We start from the raw sequence: 19,058 nt of genomic DNA on the forward strand, positions 1-19,058 counted from the left end.
ATCTCGATGCCTCAGGGGCGCGCGGCCCAATCGGCACGGCTGAAGAATTTCATGCTCACCGCGTGGATGCTGCCATCGGCGATCCAGGGGTTGAGGTGGGCGTAGATCTGCTGCTGACGCTTGACCGGGCTCAGGGCGGCCAACTCGTCACTGATCAGATTCAGCTGGAAGTTGCAGCCTTCACCTTCAACTTCCACCTGGGTATTCGGCAGTTTGGCCTCCAGGAGGCTCTTCACTTCTAAGGCCTGCATGCGCAACCTCGCTCGGCATATTGATTTACGACAGCAGAGCCTAGGCCTGCGGGCCGAGCATCATACAAAAAATGCCCCGTGCCCGCTAACCCCGCGCGATGGCGGGCTGCCCAGACCTCGCCGCGACTCATTCCTGCAGCGGCAGGATCTCCAGCAGCCCGGAGACCTTGGCGATCTCCCGCATGTCCTGGGGCAGGCTGCGCAGCGAGAGGCTCTTGCCGGCCGCCTGGGCATCGCGCAACAGCGCCAGGAGCAGGGCCAGGCCGACGCTGCTGGACTTCTCCACCGCCGAACAGTCGAGCACGCAGGCCTCTGCACGGCTAGCGCCGATCAGCCGGCCACCCTGCGCGCGCAGGGCCGGACCGCTGCGAAAATCCAGCACGCCGCTCAGCTGCAACTCGCCCGGGGCCTGCTCGACGATGCTCGCCCGGCTCACGATTCGCCCTGGCCCTGGCGGGCCTTGGCCACGGTATCGGCCCAGGAGTCGATCACCTTGTTCAGGTCGTTGCCGTGGTTCTGCATGGACTGGGCGAACTGGTCGCGAAACAGCTTGCCGACGTTGATGCCGTTGATGATCACATTGCGCAACATCCAGGTGTCGCCCTGGCTGACCATGGTGTAGGACAGCGGGTAGACCGTCCCCTTGCCGTCCTCGATTTCCATGTTCACCGCAGTGCGCTGCGGACTCTGCCGACCGCTGGCGGGCAGCACGCGGATGTCCTGATTGTTGTATTCGAGCAGGGCGTTGCCGTAGAACTGCATCAGGCTGCGCTTGAAGCTCTCCTGGAAGCGAGCCATCTGCTCGGGCGTTGCCTGGCGCGAATAGCGCACGGTCATGACCCCACGGGAAATGCCGTCGACGTCCACCACCGGGCCGAGGATATTGTTCAGCGCCGCATAGAAGGCATCCGGGTTGTCGCGGTACGCCTCCTTGTTGGCCTTGAGGTCGGCCAGCAGGGTATCGGTGGTCCGCTGCACCACTTCGTGGGCGGTGGGCGCGGCCAGGGCGAACAGGGGAAGGGCCGCCAGCAGCGCGAATAGACTGTTACGCAGCATCTTGATCATCACTAGAGCTCTCGTTAGTTGGACTGGTCTTTATTGACCGAATTGAGCAGGAACTTGCCGATCAGGTCCTCCAGCACCAGGGACGACTGGGTGTCGTAGATGGTGCTGCCATCGGCCAGCAATTCCTCGTCGCCACCGACGCTGATGCCGACGTACTTCTCGCCGAGCAACCCGGCGGTCAGGATCGACGCGGTCGAGTCCGCCGGCAGGTTGTCCACCTCGTTGTCCAGCGCCATGGTAACCCGGCCGGTGTAGCTGTCGCGGTCCAGGTCGATGGCCGTGACCTTGCCGATGGTGACCCCGGCCATGGTCACCTTGGCCCGCACGGTCAGACCGGCGATATTGTTGAAGTGCGCATAGACCTTGTAGGTGTGGTCGCCGCTACCCAGGGTCAGGCCACTGACCCGCAGGGCCAGCAACAGCAGCGCCAGCAGGCCGGCGAGCAGGAACAGGCCGACACCTATCTCCAGTGTGCGGTTTTGCATCAGAAGTCTCCAAACATCAAAGCGGTCAGAATAAAGTCCAGGCCCAGCACCGCCAGGGAGGCGTAGACCACGGTACGGGTCGTGGCACGACTGATACCTTCGGACGTCGGTTCGCAGTCATAGCCCTGGAACACGGCGATCCAGGTGACGACGAAGGCGAACACCAGGCTCTTGATCACCCCGTTGAGCACGTCCTCGCGGAAGGCCACGCTGTTCTGCATGTTGGACCAGAAGGAGCCCTCGTAGACGCCGAGCCAGTCCACGGCGACCATCGCGCCGCCCCAGATACCGACCACGCTGAAGATCATCGCCAGCAGCGGCATCGAGATGAAACCGGCCCACAGCCTCGGCGCGATGATGTACTTGAGCGGGTCGACGCCGATCATGGCCAGGCTGGATAGCTGCTCGGTGGACTTCATGTTGCCGATTTCCGCGGTCAGCGCCGAGCCGGCCCGGCCGGCGAACAGCAAGGCGGTCACCACCGGCCCCAGCTCGCGCAGCAGGGTCAGGGCCACCATCTGCCCGACCGCCTGCTCCGAACCGTAGCGGGCGAGGATATTGAAACCCTGCAACGACAGCACCATGCCGATGAAGATGCCGGAGACCACGATGATCGCCAGGGACATCACCCCCACCGAGTACAGCTGCTTGATCAGCAACTGCAGTGGGTTGCCCGCGGTACCGCGCCCGAATATCGCGTGCAGGAGAAACAGACTCGAACGGCCGAGACTGGCCAGCACGTCGAGCCCGGCTCGGCCGAACAGGCGAATGCGCTCGAGCGGAGATGTCTTGCGCATCAGCGCCCCCCCAGTAGATCGTCGCGGTAGCTCACCGCCGGATAGTGGAAGGGCACCGGACCATCCGGCGTGCCCTGCATGAACTGACGCACCCGCGGGTTATCCGACTCCATCAGCTCGGCCGGAGTGCCCTGGCCCAGCACCTGGGTATCGCCGACTACATAGAGGTAGTCGGCGATGCTCGCGGTTTCCGCCAGGTCGTGGGACACCAGGATGCTGGTGATGCCCAAGGCATCGTTGAGCAGCCGGATCAGCCGCACCAACACGCCCATGGCGATCGGGTCCTGGCCGACGAAGGGTTCGTCGTACATGAGGATCTGCGGGTCCAGAGCGATCGCCCGGGCCAGCGCCACGCGCCGCTTCATGCCGCCGGACAGCTCATCCGGCATCAGCTCGAAGGCGCCGCGCAGACCGACGGCCTGCAGCTTCATCAGGACGATGTCGCGGATCATCTCCTCGGGCAGCTTGGTGTGTACGCGCAGCGGGAAGGCGACGTTCTCGAACACATCGAGATCGGTGAACAGCGCACCGCTCTGGAACAGCACGCCCATCTGCTTGCGCATGTCGAACAGCTCGCTGCGCGAGAGCGTGGGCAGGTTCACCCCGTTGACCCAGACCTCGCCCTGGCTCGGCCTGAGCTCGGCGGCGATCAGGCGCAGCAACGTGGTCTTGCCGCAGCCGGAGGGCCCCATGATGGCCGTGACCTTGCCACGCGGAATGCGGATATCCACATTCTTGAAAATATCCCGGTCGCCCCGCCGAAAGCTCACGCCTTTCAGCTCGACCGCGTAGTGATTGTCGGCGCTCATCTGGACTCCTTGCGAACAGCCTCCCTGGTAGACGCCCTGCCCCGCTCCGGGGACACCACGCCAGCCGGATGGGCCGAAACAGCCGCGCACTATATCACCGGGCAATTGCCGCGCCCAAGCCACAGGCGGCTCGATGCTGCGGCACTGAGACGGCGACCACAGGATTCGAGGGTGAGCCCGCCACACTTTCCCGCTATAATCGCCGCCTTTTTCCTCGGCACGCCTCGACAATGCTATGAATCAACCCAATGAGCTGATCAAGTCCGCCCAGCGGACCATCCGCCTCGAGCTCGAGGCGGTCGAAGAGCTGCTGCAACGGATCGACGGCGATTTCGTTCGCGCCTGCGAGCTCATCCTGGCCAGCAAGGGCCGGGTGGTGGTGGTCGGCATGGGCAAGTCCGGGCATATCGGCAGCAAGATCGCCGCGACCCTTGCCAGCACCGGCACCACCGCCTTCTTCGTGCACCCGGCCGAAGCCAGCCACGGCGACATGGGCATGATCACCCGCGACGACGTGGTGCTGGCCCTGTCGAACTCGGGCTCGACCGCGGAGATCGTCACCCTGCTGCCGCTGATCAAGCGCCTGGGCATCCGTCTGATCAGCATGACCGGCAATCCCGACTCGCCGCTGGCCAAGGCCGCCGAGGTCAACCTGGACGCCCGCGTGCCGAAGGAAGCCTGCCCGCTGAACCTGGCACCGACCTCCTCCACCACCGCCTCCCTGGTGCTCGGCGACGCCCTGGCCATCGCCCTGCTGGAGGCCCGCGGTTTCACCGCCGAGGACTTCGCCTTCTCCCATCCGGGCGGCGCTCTCGGCCGGCGCCTGCTGCTCAAGGTGGAGAACGTGATGCACGCCGGCGCCAGCCTGCCCCAGGTGCAACGCGGCACCTCGCTACGCGAGGCCCTGCTGGAGATGACCCAGAAAGGCCTGGGCATGACCGTGGTGCTGGAGGCGGACGGCCGCCTCGCCGGCATCTTCACCGACGGCGACCTGCGCCGCACCCTGGATCGCGGCCTCGACGTGCGTGAGGCGCGGATCGACGAAGTGATGACCGCCCACGGCAAGACCGCCCGCCCGGACATGCTCGCCGCCGAGGCCCTGAAGATCATGGAAGACCACAAGATCAACGCCCTGGTGGTGGTCGACACCGACGACCGCCCCATTGGCGCCCTGAACATGCACGACCTGCTGCGTGCCGGAGTGATGTGATGAATCCCGAACTGCAGCAACGCGCCCAGGCGGTGAAACTGGCGATCTTCGACGTGGACGGCGTGCTCACCGACGGCAAGCTGTACTTCCTGGTCGACGGCAGCGAGTTCAAGACCTTCAACACCCTGGACGGCCATGGCATCAAGATGCTCATCGCCTCGGGCGTACGCACCGCCATCATCAGCGGCCGCAAGACCCCGGTAGTCGAGCGCCGCGCGCAGAACCTCGGCATCCAGCACCTGTACCAGGGCCGCGAGGACAAACTGGTGGTGCTCGACGAGCTTCTCGGCGAACTCGGCCTAAGCTATGAACAGGTCGCCTACCTCGGCGACGACCTGCCCGACCTGCCGGTGATCCGCCGGGTCGGCCTGGGCATGGCAGTGGCCAGCGCCGACGGCTTCGTCCGTCAACACGCCCACGGCGTGACCCAGGCCCGCGGCGGAGAAGGCGCCGCCCGCGAATTCTGCGAGCTGATCATGCGCGCCCAGGGCAGCCTCGACGCCGCCCAAGCCGCCTATCTATAGAGTCCACTATGCTGCGCAAACTGCTGAACCTCACCCTGTTCGCCGTCGCCGCCGCCCTGCTGGCCGCCGTCGGCTACTGGAACATCAGCCCCGAGAGCTTCTCCGACAGACCGGCACGGGCCGGCACGGACAACACCATCGATTTCTACGTGATCGGCGCCAACACCCTGCAGTACCAGGCCGACGGCAAGCTGCACTACGAGATGACCACCAGCAAGCTGGAACACATCAAGGCGACCGATATCACCCTGCTGAGCGAGCCTAACCTGCACCTCTATCGTGGTACTCAATACCCCTGGAAGGTCCGCAGCGTGCGCGGCGAGGTCGCCCCCGAGGGCAAGGAAGTCGAGTTGATCGACCAGGTGCGAGTCGAGCGCACCGACGCCAAGGGCCGTCCGACCATCCTCACCACCAGCCGCCTGACCGTATTCCCGGAGAAGGAATATGCGCAGACCCAGCAAGCCGTTAGAATCGACGCGGCCAATGGGGTGACCACGGCGCAAGGAATGAAAGCGTACTTGAACGACGGCAGGATGCTCCTGCAGTCCAACGTAAGAGGCCAGCATGAGGTTCGTTAAAACCCTCCCCCTTCTGCTCAGTTTGAGCGCCGCGCTCGGAAGCGCCTGCGCCTGGGCACTGCCATCGGATCGCGAACAGCCGATCCGCGTGCAAGCCGACAGCGCCGAGCTGGACGACAAACAAGGCGTAGCGGTCTACCGCGGCGACGTCATCATCACCCAGGGCACCCTGAAGATCACCGGCGACACCGTGACCATCACCCAGAATGCCCAGGGCGAGATCGAGATCTTCACCTCGGTAGGCAAGCCCGCCTATTACGAGCAGAAGCCGGCCGCGGACAAGCAGATCGTCCAGGCCTACGGCCTGACCATCCAGTACTTCGCCGCCAGCGAACGCATCGTGCTGATCGACCAGGCCAAGGTGATCCAGGAAGGCAACACCTTCGAAGGCGAGAAGATCGTCTACGACACCCGACGCCAGATCGTCAACGCCGGCCGCGCCACCGGCGCCCAGGTGTCCACGCCGCGACCGCGTATCGATATGGTGATTCAGCCGAAGAACAAACCAGCCGACCAGCAGGCGCAGTGATAATGGCCACATTGAAAGCCCAGCACCTGGCCAAGAGCTACAAGGGTCGCCAGGTCGTCCGCGACGTCAGCCTGAGCATCGACAGCGGACAGATCGTCGGCCTGCTCGGCCCCAACGGCGCCGGCAAGACCACCTGCTTCTACATGATCGTCGGCCTGGTCCGGGCCGACCAGGGCCGGGTACTGATCGACGAGCTCGACGTCAGCCACCAGCCCATGCATGGTCGCGCCCGCGCCGGCATCGGCTACCTGCCGCAGGAGGCCTCGATCTTTCGCAAGCTCAGCGTGGCCGACAACATCATGGCCATCCTCGAGACGCGCAAGGAACTCGATCGCGCCGCGCGGCGCCAGGAGCTGGAAAGCCTGCTGCAGGAATTCCACATCAGCCATATCCGCGACAACCTCGGCATGAGCCTGTCCGGCGGCGAGCGCCGCCGCGTGGAAATCGCCCGCGCCCTGGCCACCGCCCCCAAGTTCATTCTGCTCGACGAACCCTTCGCCGGGGTCGACCCGATCTCGGTCGGCGATATCAAGCAGATCATCCACCACCTCAAGTCCAAGGGCATCGGCGTACTGATCACCGACCACAACGTCCGCGAGACCCTGGACATCTGCGAAACGGCCTACATTGTCAACGACGGCCAGCTGATCGCCGAAGGCAACGCCGACGCCATCCTGGCCAACCAGATGGTCAAAGAAGTCTACCTGGGCCACGAGTTCCGCCTGTAACAGCGGCTTTTCTCGACCGAACAGCAGCTAGCGCTAGGCAAACCACTCGAGACCGGGCATATAATTTGCTTTCCTTGTGGCGCCTCGGCGCCCTGTAGTGGATCGCGCACAGACGCCGGTATAGAAGGTCTGCAATGAAACCATCGCTAGTCCTGAAAATGGGCCAGCAGCTGACGATGACCCCGCAGCTGCAACAGGCCATTCGCCTACTTCAACTGTCTACCCTGGATCTGCAACAGGAGATCCAAGAGGCCCTGGAGTCCAACCCGATGCTCGAGCGCCAGGAAGACGGCGACGACTTCGACAACTCCGACCCCATGGCCGACGGCGCCGACACCCCATCCTCCGCCGACAAGCAAGAAGAGTCCTATCAGGAAGCCGGCTATCAGGAAAGCACGCAGAGCGTGGACAACCTGGAAGACGGCGAGTGGAATGAGCGCATCCCCAACGAACTACCGGTCGACACCGCCTGGGAGGACGTCTACCAGACCAGCGCCAGCAGCCTGCCGAGCAACGATGACGACGAGTGGGACTTCACCACCCGCACCTCCAGCGGTGAGAGCCTGCAGAGCCACCTGCTCTGGCAACTCAACCTGGCGCCGATGTCCGACAAGGACCGCCTGATCGCCACCACCCTGATCGACTGCATCAACGAGCAGGGCTACCTGGAAGAGAGCCTGGAGGAAGTGGTCGAGGCCTTCGACCCGGAGCTGGACATCGAACTGGACGAGGTCGAGGCGGTACTGCACCGCATCCAGCAGTTCGAACCGGCCGGCGTCGCCGCCCGCGACCTGCGCGAATGCCTGCTGCTGCAGCTGCGCCAACTCCCCGCCAAGACCCCCTGGCTGAGCGAGGCCCAGCGCCTGGCAAGCGACTACCTCGACCTGCTCGGCAGCCGCGACTACAGCCAGCTGATGCGCCGCACCAAGCTCAAGGAAGACGAGCTGCGCCAGGTCATCGAACTGATCCAGAGCCTCAACCCGCGGCCCGGCTCGCAGATCCAGTCCGGCGAGCCGGAGTACGTGGTGCCCGACGTCATCGTACGCAAGCACAACGAGCGCTGGCTGGTGGAGCTGAATCAGGAAGCCATGCCCCGCCTGCGGGTCAACCCGCAGTACGCCGGCTTCGTCAAACGCGCCGACTCCAGCGCCGACAACACCTTCATGCGCAACCAGTTGCAGGAGGCGCGCTGGTTCATCAAGAGCCTGCAGAGCCGCAACGAGACCCTGATGAAGGTCGCCACCCAGATCGTCGAACACCAGCGCGGCTTCCTCGACTACGGCGACGAGGCGATGAAGCCGCTGGTGCTGCACGACATCGCCGAAGCCGTGGGCATGCACGAGTCGACCATCTCGCGGGTCACCACGCAGAAATTCATGCACACCCCGCGCGGCATCTACGAACTGAAATACTTCTTCTCCAGCCACGTCAGCACCGCCGAAGGGGGCGAATGCTCATCCACCGCCATCCGCGCGATCATCAAGAAACTGGTGGCCGCGGAAAATGCAAAAAAGCCGTTGAGCGACAGCAAGATCGCTGGTTTACTGGAGGCACAGGGCATTCAAGTGGCCCGCCGTACGGTCGCCAAATACCGTGAGTCCCTCGGTATAGCGCCCTCCAGTGAGCGCAAGCGGTTGGTGTAAGGCGACACTCAAAGGAAGACCGATCAACAAACAGAACCCGACCCAGCCAAGCCTTCCCCTAAACGGCCCGCGTAACCGGCCCAGGGAGCCCCATGCCGGAGTCGCTGTTGATGAGTCTTCCACGCCAAGGTGTTCCCGCGGCAGGCTCGACAGCCTGCCTCATAAACACGGCAACAAGGAGAAAGCGGTATGCAAGTCAACATCAGTGGACATCAGCTGGATGTGACCGACGCCCTGCGCGACTACATCGACGAGAAACTCAATCGACTGGAGCGCCATTTCGACAAGATCACCAACGTGCAGGTCACCATGGAGGTCGAGAAGCTTAAGCAGAAGATCGAAGCGACCCTGCACATCGCCGGCGGCGAAGTGGTCGCCAACGCCGAGCATGACGACATGTACGCCGCCATCGACCTGCTCACCGACAAACTCGACCGACAACTCATCAAGCACAAGGAAAAGCAGCTCGAACGCCAGCAGGGCGCCATGGCCCGCTGACCTCGCTCACCTCCCATGATCCGACTCGAAAACATCCTGACCCCCGGCCGTTCCCTGGTGAACGTGCCGGGCGGCAGTAAGAAGCGCGTACTCGAACAGATTGCCAACCTGGTGGCACGCGAGCTGCCCGAGCTGGACGGCCAGGACATCTTCGAAAGCCTGATCGCCCGCGAAAAGCTCGGCTCCACCGGCTTCGGCAACGGCATCGCCATCCCGCACTGCCGCCTGCCCGGCTGCAGCGCGCCGATCAGCGCTCTGCTGCGCCTGGATGCGCCGGTCGACTTCGACGCCATCGACGGCGCTCCGGTCGACCTGCTGTTCGTCCTGCTGGTACCCGAGGCGGCCACCGACGAGCACCTGGAACTGCTGCGCCAGATCGCCAGCATGCTCGACCGCAGCGACGTGCGCGAGCGCCTGCGTCAAGCACAAGGCAGCGACTCCCTGTATCAGGTCGTGGTGGACATACAAAGCAGCCGTTAGGACTCCCTCATGCGCCTGATCATCGTCAGCGGTCGCTCCGGCTCCGGCAAAAGCACCGCCCTCGATGTCCTCGAGGACAACGGCTTCTATTGCATCGACAACCTCCCCGCCGGCCTGCTCCCGGAACTGGCCGAGCGCGCCCTGCTGCACACCGAGCTGCTGCATCCCCAGGTGGCGGTCTCCATCGATGCCCGCAACCTGCCCAGCCAGCTCAAGCGCTTCCCCGAACTGCTCGCCGAAGTCCGCAGCCGCCATATCCAGTGCGACGTGCTCTACCTGGATGCCGACGAGGAGACCCTGCTCAAGCGCTTCTCCGAGACGCGCCGGCGCCACCCCCTGACCAACGCGCAGCGCTCGCTGGCCGAGGCCATCGCCGACGAGAGCCAGCTGCTCGGGCCGATCATCGACCTGGCCGACCTGAAGGTCGACACCACCCACCTCAACCTCTACCAGTTGCGCGACAGCCTCAAGCTGCGCCTGCTCAACCAACCGGAACCGGGCACCGCCTTCCTGGTCGAGTCCTTCGGTTTCAAGCGCGGCATGCCGGTGGATGCCGACCTGGTGTTCGACGTGCGCTGCCTGCCCAACCCCTACTGGAAGCCCGACCTGCGCGACTATTCCGGCCTCGACCAGCCGGTGGCCGAGTACCTGGCGGCCCAGGCCGATGTCGAGGAGATGTTCCAGGACATCCTCGCCTACCTGAACAAATGGCTGCCGCGCTTCGCCGCCAGCAACCGCGCCTATGTCACGGTGGCCATCGGCTGCACCGGCGGCCACCACCGCTCGGTGTACCTGGCCAATCGCCTGGGTGATACCCTGAAGCCCACCTTGAAGAACGTTCAGGTTCGCCACCGCGACCTCAGCTAAGGAAACACCGCAATGCCCTCCCGCGAAATCACCATCATCAACAAGCTGGGCCTGCACGCGCGTGCCGCGGCCAAGTTTGTCGGCGTGGCCGGCCGCTATCCCTGCAAGGTCAAGGTCGGCCGCGCCCCGGAGAGCCTGGTGGACGGCAAGAGCATCATGGCGGTGATGATGCTGGCCGCCGGCAAGGGTACGCCGATCCACCTGCACACCGAAGGCGAGCAGGATCACGATGCCCTGGAGGCGCTGGTCGAACTGATCAACAACTACTTCGACGAAGGCGAATAGCCAGGCGCCCAATAAAAAGAGGGGCTGCCCGTTGCCGCGGGCAGCCCCTCTTGCGTTGCGCGGTCGGCCGTCAGCTGCCGGCCACCGTCATGCGCTCGATCAGCACCGAGCCGGTGCGGATATTGCTGCGCAGCTCCAGATCGCTGCCCACCGCGACTATCTGCCTGAACATGTCGCGCAGGTTGCCGGCGATGGTCACTTCCTGCACCGGGAACTGGATCTCGCCATTCTCCACCCAGTAGCCGCCGGCGCCACGCGAGTAGTCGCCGGTGACCAGGTTCAGGCCGTGCCCCATCAGCTCGGTGACCAACAGGCCACGGCCCATGCGCTTGAGGAGCGCCTGCTGGTCCTCGTCGCCGTGGCTGACGAACAGGTTGTACACGCCACCGGCGTTGGCCGTGCTGGGCATGCCCAGCTTGCGTCCGGAATAGGTGCCCAGCACGTAGGACAGCAGCTCACCGCCCTCGACGAAGGACTTCGCGTAGGTCGCCAGGCCGTCGCCGTCGAACGCCGCGCTGCCCAGAGCACGCGGGATGTGCGGACGCTCGTCGAGCTTGAGCCACTCGGGGAACAGCTGCTGCCCCAAGGCGCCTTCGAGGAAGGACGACTGGCGATAGAGGTTGCCGCCGGAAATCGCCGACAGGAAATGGCCGAACAGCCCGGTGGCCGACTCGGCGGAGAACAGCACCGGCACCTCGCAGGTCGGCACCGGCCGCGCGCCCAGGCGACTGACTGTACGCTGCGCGGCGCGGCGACCGATATCGGCGGCATCGGTCAGCAACTCGCCCTGGCGATTGACGTCGTACCAGTAGTCGCGCTGCATCTGCCCGCCCTCCTCGGCGATCATCACGCAGCTCAGGCTGTGCCGGGTGCTGGCGTAGCCGCCGACGAAACCATGACTGTTGCCGTACACCCGGCAACCCTGATGGGTATTGAGGGTGGTGCCATCGGCATTCTTGATCCGCGGATCCTCGGCGAAGGCCGCCGCCTCGCAGCGCAGCGCCTGCTCGATGGCCTGCTCCGGACTGATCGCCCAGGCGTGATAGAGGTCCAGTTGCGGCAGCTCACGGGCCATCAGCGCGGCATCGGCCAACCCGGCGCACTCGTCTTCGGAGGCATGCTTGGCGATGGCCAGGGCCGCCGCCACGGTCTCGCGAATGGCCGCCTCGCCGCTGGCCGAGGTACTGGCCGAGCCCTTGCGCTGGCCGACATAGAGGGTAATGCCGAAGCCCTGGTCGCGGTTGAACTCGACCGTCTCCACCTCGCCGCGACGCACGCTGGTGGACAGCCCCTGCTCCACCGATACGGCCACCTCGCAGGCGCTGGCGCCCTGCCGTTTGGCCTCGGCTATGATCTGCTCGACCTGGGCCTGCAACTGCGGCACGGCGGCGGGGCCGACCCCTTCTACTGCACTCATAAACACTCCTAAGCGATGGGCGACAAGCTAGGTCCCGCATGGACCGGACGCTTGCGGCCGGAAACTTGCTGCTATCATGACGGCGTTTTCCACTGGACCACCCCCATGCCCGAATACCTTGACGACTTCTCCGGCGAGAAGAGCAAATCCCAGGTCAAACGCGAGCTGCATGCCCTGCAAGACCTGGGGCAGCGCCTGACCACCTTAAAGCCCGACCTGCTGAACAAGCTACCCCTGACCGATGCCCTGCGCCGCGCCCTGGCCGAGGCGCCGAAACACACGGCCAATGTGGCGAAGAAGCGCCATATCCAGTTCATCGGCAAGCTGATGCGCGAGCAGGACATCGACGCCATCACCCACCTGCTCGATCAGCTGGACGCCTCCACGCGCCAGTACAACGAACGCTTCCACAACCTGGAACGCTGGCGCGACCGCCTGCTGGGCGGCAGCGACGAGACCCTGGAAGCCTTCGTCGGCGACTACCCCCAGGCCGATCGCCAGCACCTGCGCCAGCTGATCCGTCAGGCCCAGCACGAAGCGGCGCAGAACAAGGCGCCGGCCGCCGCACGCAAGATCTTCAAGTACATCCGCGAACTGGACGAAAGCCAGCGCGGGCTGCGTTAAGTCTGCCGTGACGCTGGGTCACGCCTTCGGCTAAACCACCCTACGCCCCCGTGCCACCTACGGTGATCGCATCGATCCTCAGGGTCGGCTGGCCGACGCCCACCGGCACCGACTGGCCGTCCTTGCCACAGGTGCCGACGCCGCTGTCCAGGGCCAGGTCGTTGCCGACCATCGACACCCGGCTCATGGCTTCCGGGCCGTTGCCGATCAGGGTGGCGCCCTTGACCGGCGCGGTGATCCTGCCGTCCTCGATCAGGTAGGCCTCGCTGGTGGAGAAGACGAACTTGCCGCTGGTGATGTCGACCTGGCCGCCGCCGAGGTTGGCACAGTAGATGCCCTTCTTCACCGAGCGGATGATCTCCTCCGGGTCGCTCTCGCCGGCCAGCATGTAAGTGTTGGTCATGCGCGGCATCGGCAGGTGCGCGTAGGACTCGCGACGGCCGTTGCCGGTGCAGGCCACGCCCATCAGGCGAGCGTTCAGCTTGTCCTGCATATAGCCCTTGAGCACGCCGTTCTCGATCAGCGTGGTGCATTCGGTGGGCGTGCCCTCGTCGTCCATGCTCAGGGAGCCGCGGCGCTCGGCCAGGGTACCGTCGTCGACGATGGTGCATAGGCTGGAGGCGACCTTCTCGCCCAGGCGGCCGCTGTAGGCGGAGCTGCCCTTGCGGTTGAAGTCGCCCTCCAGGCCATGGCCGACCGCCTCGTGCAGCAGCACCCCGGACCAGCCGGCCCCCATCACCACCGGCATGCTGCCGGCCGGCGCGGCGACCGCCTCGAGGTTGACCAGGGCCTGGCGCAACGCCTCGCGGGCGTAGCCCATGGCCCGGTCCTCGGCGAGGAAATAGCGGTAATCGGTGCGCCCGCCGCCGCCGTGGCCGCCGCGCTCGCGGCGGCCGTTCTGCTCGACGATGACGCTGACATTGAAACGCACCAGCGGACGCACATCGCTGCCCAGGCTGCCGTCGCTGGCCGCCACCAGCACCCGGTCCCAGACCCCGGCCAGGCTCACCGTGACCTGCTTGATGCGCGGGTCGAGGGCACGGGTGGCCTGGTCGATGCGCTGGAGCAGCTCGACCTTCTGCGCCCGGTCGATCACGTCCAGCGGGTTGTCCGGGGCATACAGGGCACTGACCAGTGGATTGCTGAAGGCCAGCACCCGGCCCTGCTGACCGGCCCGGGCGATCGAGCGGGCCGCGCCCGCGGCCTGGCCCAGTGCCTCGGGCGTGATCGCATTGCTGTAGGCGAAACCGGTCTTCTCGCCGGACTGGGCGCGCACGCCGACACCCTGGTCGAGGTTGAAACTGCCCTCCTTGACGATGCCATCCTCCAGCACCCAGGTTTCGGAGACCTGGCTCTGGAAATACAGGTCGGCGGCGTCGATACCCGGGCCGGCCAGCTCGCCCAGCACCCTGGGCAGGTGGTCGAGGCTCAGGCCGCCTGGGGACAACAGGTGCTCGCTGACGGACATCAACATCTGGCTCATAACTGCATCATCTCGTTCATGACTGTTCCGAATCTGGCAACCGCGGGTCGGCCGCGGCGAAAAATCGTTTGTGCCGGGCCACCGGCATGCGCTGGCGGATCGCCGCCTGCTCGGCGGCATCGCGGGGCGCCAGCAGCACGGCCTCGCCGCTGGCCTGCTCGGCAAGGATACGCCCCCAGGGGTCGACGATAGCCGAGTGGCCATGGGTCTCGCGGCCACCCGGATGAGTGCCGCCCTGATCGGCGGCCAGCACATAACACTGGGTCTCGATGGCCCGGGCACGGATCAGCACCTGCCAATGGGCGGCGCCGGTAACCGCGGTGAAGGCCGAGGGCGCGCTGATCAGTTCGGCGCCCGCCTCGCGCAGGGCCCCATAGAGTTCAGGGAAACGCAGGTCGTAACACACCGTCAAACCCAACCGCCCAACGGGCGTGTCGGCCACCACCACCCGCGCGCCATGGGCGTAGTCGTCGGACTCGCGATAGCGGCCGCGGCTGTCGCTCACATCCACGTCGAACAGGTGCAGCTTGTCGTAACGCGCCACTCGCTGGCCCTGCTCGTCGATCAGCAGCGAGCAGGCATGGGCCTTGGCCTCGGGCTGGCCGTCCGGCGGCAAGGGAATGGTGCCGGCGACTATCCATAGCCGCAGGTCGCGTGCGGTCTGTTGCAACCAGGGCAGGATCGGCCCCTCGCCGAGCGCCTCGCGGCGTCCCAGGGCGGCGAGGTCACGACGCCCCATGGCGGCGAAGTTCTCCGGCAGCACCGCCAGGCGCGCCCCGGCCTGCGCCGCCTGTTCCAGGCGCTGCCGGGCACTGGCCAGGTTGGCGAGCACATCGTCCTGGCTGACCAGCTGAATCACGGCGAGGGTCATGGCCTCTCCATCTCGGGGACTCTATCGGTTACCCAGCTTACAAGCCTCGGCCTCGGCCTGCATGGCCGGCCCGGGCTTATTGCGGCTTTTCAAAGGGTTTGTCGAAGGTGATCTTGGGGTCCGCCAGGTCTCCCTCGACGTCGTATTGCACGCTGGCGAAGCGCGCCACTCGGTCGCCGAGCAACTTGTCGACCACGAACAGCGCGCCGCCTATGGCCGGCGCACCGACGATCAGCGCGGCCAGCGGCAGGTTGTTGGTCACCGGCAGCGTCACCAGCAACTTGGCGTCGATCTGCTGGTTGACCATGTTCAGGGTGCCATCCAGCTCCAGGTTGCTGGACGGACCGGTCAGGGTGATCGGTTCACGGGTGACGAACACCCCGTCGGTGGCGGCCAGCAGGCCCTTGACCCGGTCATAGCTCAGGCCCTTGCCGAGCAGGTCGGAGAAGTCCAGGCGCAGGCGCCGGCCGATGGAGTTGAAGTTGAGCAGGCCGAACACCCGCAGTGCCGACGCCGAGCCCTGCACCTCGGCGAACTGCCCCTTGCGCAGCACCGCATCCATGCTGCCGGAGAAGCGCTTGAGACTGGCCCAGGCCGGCGAGCCCGGCCAGCGCCCGTCGACATCCAGACGGAAGCGCTCGCTGCTGGCCGTCGGCGCATAGCCCCAGGCCAGCAACACCTTGGCCAGGTCCCGGCCCTGCAGGCGGCCCTTGTACCAACTGGCGCTGGCGCCCGGTGCGCCCTCCCAGCCGGCGCTGCCATCGAGCTGCAGGCCCTTGAGCTGCAGCCGCAGATCGTCGAAGCGCACGCCGTTCGGACTCGGCCGCGCCTTCAGCGACCAGGCCCCCAGCAGCTCCTCGCCTTGCAAGACCCGGTCGACCTGCACGTCCAGGGCCGGAATCTGCCGCGGGTCGAGGTTCTGCAGCGGGTCGGGCTTGTCGACGGCCACTGCGGTCTTCGGCTCGGCCGGCGGCAGGCGCAGGTAGTCCAGGCTGACCGCGATCGGGGCGGTGTCCGCGTCCGGCAGTCGCACCTGCCCCTTGAGCGTCTGGCTGTCCAGGCTCAGGGCCCAACCGGCGTCGGCGCGCCCGAGGCGCACGGCGAGATCGTCCAGGCTGCCGCCGAAACCCGTGAAGCGGGCGATCTGCAGCTGCGCATCCTTGAACAGTTGCTGAGCGTCGTCCTGCGCCAGGCTTCGATAAGGCTGCAAGACGGCCTGCCAGGCGGCCCAGTCCAGCTCGGACAGCCGCCCGCGCAGGCGCAGCCCCTTGGCCGTCGGCAACAACGCCGGGCCATCGCCCAGGCGCAGTTCGCCGCGCCCCTCTCCCGGATTGTCCGCAGGGGCGGCGAAGGACAGGCTGGCCAGCTCGGCATAGTCCAGCCAGTAGCGGCGCTCGGCGCCGCCCAGGGTCATGCGCCAGTCGGCATAGCGCTGCTCCTCGGCGGACTTGCCGAAGGGTGCCGGCAGGGCGATGGCCAGGCCCTGCAGGTTGGAGTCCACCCGCAACTGGCTGTCGAGTCCGTCCAGGTTCAGGCGCAGGCGGTAGGGCAAAGTGCCGCTGAGAGGCAGCGGCGCGGTGACGCCCAGCCAGGCGCTCAGCTCTGCCAGCGGCACCTGGCCGTGGGCCTCGATGCGCGTGCTCGCCTGGCCGCCGCGGCCTTGCGCGACGGCCTTGCCGCGCAACGCGTGGCCGAGCGCCCGGGCACGGATATCCGGGGCGCTCAGGCCCGTGGCGGAGTCATAGCGGAAGGCCCCGCGCAGGCGGCTGAGCTTCAGCTGCGGATTGGCCAGTTCGAGGCGGGCGCCCTCGGTGGCGAAATCGACCACCACGGCCACCGGCAAGCCCTGCTGCAGGGGCAGGTCGAGCGTGAGCCGACCATCGAGCGGGCCTTCGCCCTGCCAGCCGGCGAAGGTGTCGGCCGTGCCCATAGGGGTCTCCTGGAGCAGCCGCAGGGCATCGCCCAGGCTGCTCTGCACCTCGGCCTCCAGCTGCAGGTGCGGCACCCGCCCCACTCCGGCATGGGGAATCTCGGCCCGCGCCTGGCGTATCCGGCTGTCGAGCAGACGCCCCTCGGCCAGGCGCACGCGCACGCCACTGTCTTCGATCAGGACCTCGCCACGCCCCTCGCGCAGGGCCGGCCAGCCCGGCTGGAACGCCAGCTCGGCATCGTGCACGGCGAAGAACAGGCTGAGACTGCGCGCCGCATCCGCCGCGCCCTTGTTCAGCGAACCCTGGTACTGGAAGTAGCCCTCATCCACCACGCCGCCACGAATAGCCGTCTGCAGCCAGTGGGCCAGCTGCGGCTCGAACCCCGGCGAGCGGGTCGGCAGGTACTTCTCGGTGTAGCGGGCATCGCCCTGGCGCAGGCCGACGCGCAGGTCCATGTAGTCTTCCGCCTGGGGGTCGCGCAGCAGGCGAATGAGAAAGTCGCCGGCGATCTCACCCTCCTCGCCGACCACCTGCAGGTAGGGGCTGCGCAGGGTGAAGGCCTGCTCGTCGAGGCGCCAGGTCAGGCGGGCATTGGCCTTGCTGTAGTGCCAGGGCTTGGGGAACAGGGTACCCAGATGCAGGACGAAGTCCTGCGCATCCAGGCGCAGCTCGCCCTGCCCCAGGTCGCCGCTGATGCTGCCGCTGATGTTCTGCGCCGCAGGCACGGCCTCATAGGCCGCGAAGCCGATGCGTTCGAGGTTGGCGGCGAACTGCAGACGCTTGTCACCGGCGATGCGCGGCCGATAGTCCAGCCGCACATTGCGCAGCGCCCCACGGGGTTGCAGCCGCTCGAGCAACCCCAGGGCCTGGTCCGGCAACGGCGCCAGGGCACTCACCAGGGGCGCCAGGGGCGCCAGGTCGAGGTGATCGGCCGCCAACTGCCACTGTTCCTCGGCCTCGGCACTGTCGCGCACCTGGCTAAGGCCCAGGCGCACCTCGCCCCAGCGGCTCTCGCCCTGGCTCAACGCCAGATCGTCCAGCAGCAGCTCGAAGCCCTGAGCGGTACGAGAGAAGTAGGCATTCAGCGCCAGGTCCTGCAGGCTCACCGCCTGGCGCTCGGCATAACCCGCCTGCAACCGGGGCGCGTGCAGGCGCGCCACGGCACGCCGCACCGCGCCGTCGGCCCAGGACAGCCAGAGCTCGCCGCCGGCCTGCAACTGCTCGACCCGCCACTGCCGCAGCACGCTGGGCGGCAGCCAGCGCGCCCAGTCGCTCTGCGGCAGGCTCAGATACAGCTGCAGCTCGGCCTCACGCCAGCGCTCGGCCTGCAGCCGCGAGCTCAGCTGCAGAGCCAGCGGTTGACCGTCGGGCAGCAGCAGGCGGCCGTCCAGACGCTGGCGGCTGGGGCCATTGCGCAGGCTCAGATTGACATAGGTCAGGGTCTGTACGGGACGCTTCCAGGCCTCGACGCTCACCTGGCTGTTGAGCAACGCCAGGCGCTCGACCCGCTGCAGCCGCCCGAGCAACTGTGCGACATCGACGCCGCCACCGGCGCCACCGGGCACTAATCCCTTGAGCGACCAGGCACCCTGCGCGTCCTCGCGCACGCCGAGCTGCAGCCCCTCCAGCTCCAGTGCCGCCACCCGCAACTCGCGCGCCAGCAGGCTGGCCAGCAGGTCCGGGCGCACCCGCAGCTGATCCAGGTGCAGCGCCCCGGGGCCCTCGCCCAGGCGCACGTCGCGACCGATCAGCAGCGGCGCGAAGCCCTGCCAGCGACCTTCCAGGCTGCCGATCTCCAGCGGCAGGCCGAGCAGCGCGCGGCCCCGATCCTCGGCCTCCAGACGGTACTCGGCGACCCAGGGCACCAGCTCGCGGCCGAGGCTGACGAACAGCGCCGCCAGCACCAGCAGCAAGGCACAACAGGCCAACGCCCAGCGCAGGACGGCGGCGAGCCAGCGGGTCAAGCGATCCATTCAGCTCAAT

General features: G+C 66.6%; 21 protein-coding genes. 11 read left to right on the forward strand and 10 right to left on the reverse strand.

The genetic code is table 11. The features are described from left to right. Positions 1 to 11 precede the first annotated feature (11 nt). From SBP02_RS16315 to SBP02_RS16340, 6 genes are all read right to left on the reverse strand, one after another. A complete protein-coding gene (locus SBP02_RS16315) occupies positions 12 to 251 on the reverse strand; it encodes a BolA family protein (protein ID WP_213641207.1) in 240 nt (79 codons plus the stop codon). A 127-nt stretch (positions 252 to 378) separates the two neighbouring features. Further along, positions 379 to 687, reverse strand: a complete 309-nt coding sequence (locus tag SBP02_RS16320) for an STAS domain-containing protein (protein WP_318643311.1) — start codon at positions 685 to 687, stop codon at positions 379 to 381. Then, a complete protein-coding gene (locus SBP02_RS16325) occupies positions 684 to 1,316 on the reverse strand; it encodes an MlaC/ttg2D family ABC transporter substrate-binding protein (RefSeq protein WP_318643313.1) in 633 nt (210 codons plus the stop codon). Before SBP02_RS16325 ends, SBP02_RS16320 begins: the two co-directional genes overlap by 4 nt. A 14-nt stretch (positions 1,317 to 1,330) precedes the next feature. After that, the gene (gene mlaD / locus SBP02_RS16330) at positions 1,331 to 1,801 is read right to left on the reverse strand and encodes an outer membrane lipid asymmetry maintenance protein MlaD (RefSeq protein WP_318643315.1); all 471 of its coding nucleotides are present in this window, start codon (positions 1,799 to 1,801) and stop codon (positions 1,331 to 1,333) included. After that, positions 1,801 to 2,598 (reverse strand): lipid asymmetry maintenance ABC transporter permease subunit MlaE, encoded by a 798-nt coding sequence (gene mlaE / locus SBP02_RS16335; protein ID WP_318643317.1) that lies wholly within the window; start codon positions 2,596 to 2,598, stop codon positions 1,801 to 1,803. The genes mlaD and mlaE overlap by 1 nt, the downstream gene beginning before the upstream one ends. Next, entirely contained in the window at positions 2,598 to 3,407 is an 810-nt protein-coding gene (locus tag SBP02_RS16340; protein WP_318643319.1) for an ATP-binding cassette domain-containing protein, read from the reverse strand. The genes mlaE and SBP02_RS16340 overlap by 1 nt, the downstream gene beginning before the upstream one ends. A 235-nt stretch (positions 3,408 to 3,642) precedes the next feature. Between SBP02_RS16340 and SBP02_RS16345 the strand changes: the two genes are divergently transcribed. The 10 genes from SBP02_RS16345 to SBP02_RS16390 all read left to right on the forward strand — a co-directional run bounded on the left by SBP02_RS16345 (position 3,643) and on the right by SBP02_RS16390 (position 10,749). Beyond that, the gene (locus tag SBP02_RS16345; RefSeq protein ID WP_318643321.1) at positions 3,643 to 4,617 is read left to right on the forward strand and encodes a KpsF/GutQ family sugar-phosphate isomerase; all 975 of its coding nucleotides are present in this window, start codon (positions 3,643 to 3,645) and stop codon (positions 4,615 to 4,617) included. Next, entirely contained in the window at positions 4,617 to 5,141 is a 525-nt protein-coding gene (locus SBP02_RS16350) for a KdsC family phosphatase (protein ID WP_318643323.1), read from the forward strand. Before SBP02_RS16345 ends, SBP02_RS16350 begins: the two co-directional genes overlap by 1 nt. Before the next feature lie 8 nt (positions 5,142 to 5,149). Next, positions 5,150 to 5,719, forward strand: a complete 570-nt coding sequence (lptC, locus tag SBP02_RS16355) for an LPS export ABC transporter periplasmic protein LptC (protein WP_318643325.1) — start codon at positions 5,150 to 5,152, stop codon at positions 5,717 to 5,719. Continuing rightward, the gene (gene lptA / locus SBP02_RS16360) at positions 5,706 to 6,248 is read left to right on the forward strand and encodes a lipopolysaccharide transport periplasmic protein LptA (protein WP_318643328.1); all 543 of its coding nucleotides are present in this window, start codon (positions 5,706 to 5,708) and stop codon (positions 6,246 to 6,248) included. Before lptC ends, lptA begins: the two co-directional genes overlap by 14 nt. 2 nt (positions 6,249 to 6,250) lie before the next feature. Continuing rightward, positions 6,251 to 6,976, forward strand: coding sequence for an LPS export ABC transporter ATP-binding protein (gene lptB / locus SBP02_RS16365; RefSeq protein WP_318643330.1), 726 nt, complete (start codon positions 6,251 to 6,253; stop codon positions 6,974 to 6,976). A 134-nt stretch (positions 6,977 to 7,110) separates the two neighbouring features. Further along, positions 7,111 to 8,619, forward strand: a complete 1,509-nt coding sequence (locus SBP02_RS16370; RefSeq protein WP_318643332.1) for an RNA polymerase factor sigma-54 — start codon at positions 7,111 to 7,113, stop codon at positions 8,617 to 8,619. Positions 8,620 to 8,808: 189 nt separating this feature from the next. After that, complete coding sequence (gene hpf, locus SBP02_RS16375; protein ID WP_255837325.1) at positions 8,809 to 9,117, forward strand: ribosome hibernation-promoting factor, HPF/YfiA family; 309 nt, start codon at positions 8,809 to 8,811, stop codon at positions 9,115 to 9,117. Between the two features lie 15 nt (positions 9,118 to 9,132). Beyond that, positions 9,133 to 9,597, forward strand: coding sequence for a PTS IIA-like nitrogen regulatory protein PtsN (gene ptsN, locus SBP02_RS16380; protein ID WP_318643337.1), 465 nt, complete (start codon positions 9,133 to 9,135; stop codon positions 9,595 to 9,597). A gap of 9 nt (positions 9,598 to 9,606) precedes the next feature. Beyond that, positions 9,607 to 10,464: an RNase adapter RapZ gene (rapZ, locus tag SBP02_RS16385; protein ID WP_318643339.1), complete on the forward strand. Its 858-nt coding sequence runs from the start codon at positions 9,607 to 9,609 to the stop codon at positions 10,462 to 10,464. A 12-nt stretch (positions 10,465 to 10,476) separates the two neighbouring features. Beyond that, positions 10,477 to 10,749, forward strand: a complete 273-nt coding sequence (locus SBP02_RS16390; RefSeq protein WP_318643341.1) for an HPr family phosphocarrier protein — start codon at positions 10,477 to 10,479, stop codon at positions 10,747 to 10,749. Between the two features lie 70 nt (positions 10,750 to 10,819). Here the strand turns inward: SBP02_RS16390 and pmbA are convergent, their stop codons facing one another. After that, positions 10,820 to 12,166 carry a metalloprotease PmbA gene (gene pmbA, locus SBP02_RS16395; RefSeq protein WP_318643343.1) on the reverse strand — a complete coding sequence of 449 codons (1,347 nt, stop codon included), beginning with the start codon at positions 12,164 to 12,166 and terminating at the stop codon, positions 10,820 to 10,822. A 105-nt stretch (positions 12,167 to 12,271) separates the two neighbouring features. Between pmbA and yjgA the strand changes: the two genes are divergently transcribed. After that, positions 12,272 to 12,790, forward strand: coding sequence for a ribosome biogenesis factor YjgA (yjgA, locus tag SBP02_RS16400; RefSeq protein WP_318643345.1), 519 nt, complete (start codon positions 12,272 to 12,274; stop codon positions 12,788 to 12,790). Between the two features lie 40 nt (positions 12,791 to 12,830). Here yjgA and tldD read toward each other — a convergent pair whose 3' ends face one another. The 3 genes from tldD to SBP02_RS16415 form a co-directional block, all read right to left on the reverse strand. Then, positions 12,831 to 14,273, reverse strand: a complete 1,443-nt coding sequence (gene tldD / locus SBP02_RS16405) for a metalloprotease TldD (RefSeq protein WP_318643348.1) — start codon at positions 14,271 to 14,273, stop codon at positions 12,831 to 12,833. A 16-nt stretch (positions 14,274 to 14,289) separates the two neighbouring features. Then, positions 14,290 to 15,144 carry a carbon-nitrogen hydrolase family protein gene (locus SBP02_RS16410; protein WP_318643350.1) on the reverse strand — a complete coding sequence of 285 codons (855 nt, stop codon included), beginning with the start codon at positions 15,142 to 15,144 and terminating at the stop codon, positions 14,290 to 14,292. Between the two features lie 76 nt (positions 15,145 to 15,220). Then, on the reverse strand, positions 15,221 to 19,048 hold the full coding sequence (locus SBP02_RS16415) for a YhdP family protein (protein ID WP_318643352.1): 3,828 nt from the start codon (positions 19,046 to 19,048) through the stop codon (positions 15,221 to 15,223). Positions 19,049 to 19,058: the final 10 nt, after the last annotated feature.

The sequence above is a fragment of the Pseudomonas benzenivorans genome (assembly GCF_033547155.1).
In the GTDB taxonomy this organism is placed as follows: domain Bacteria; phylum Pseudomonadota; class Gammaproteobacteria; order Pseudomonadales; family Pseudomonadaceae; genus Aquipseudomonas; species Aquipseudomonas benzenivorans_B.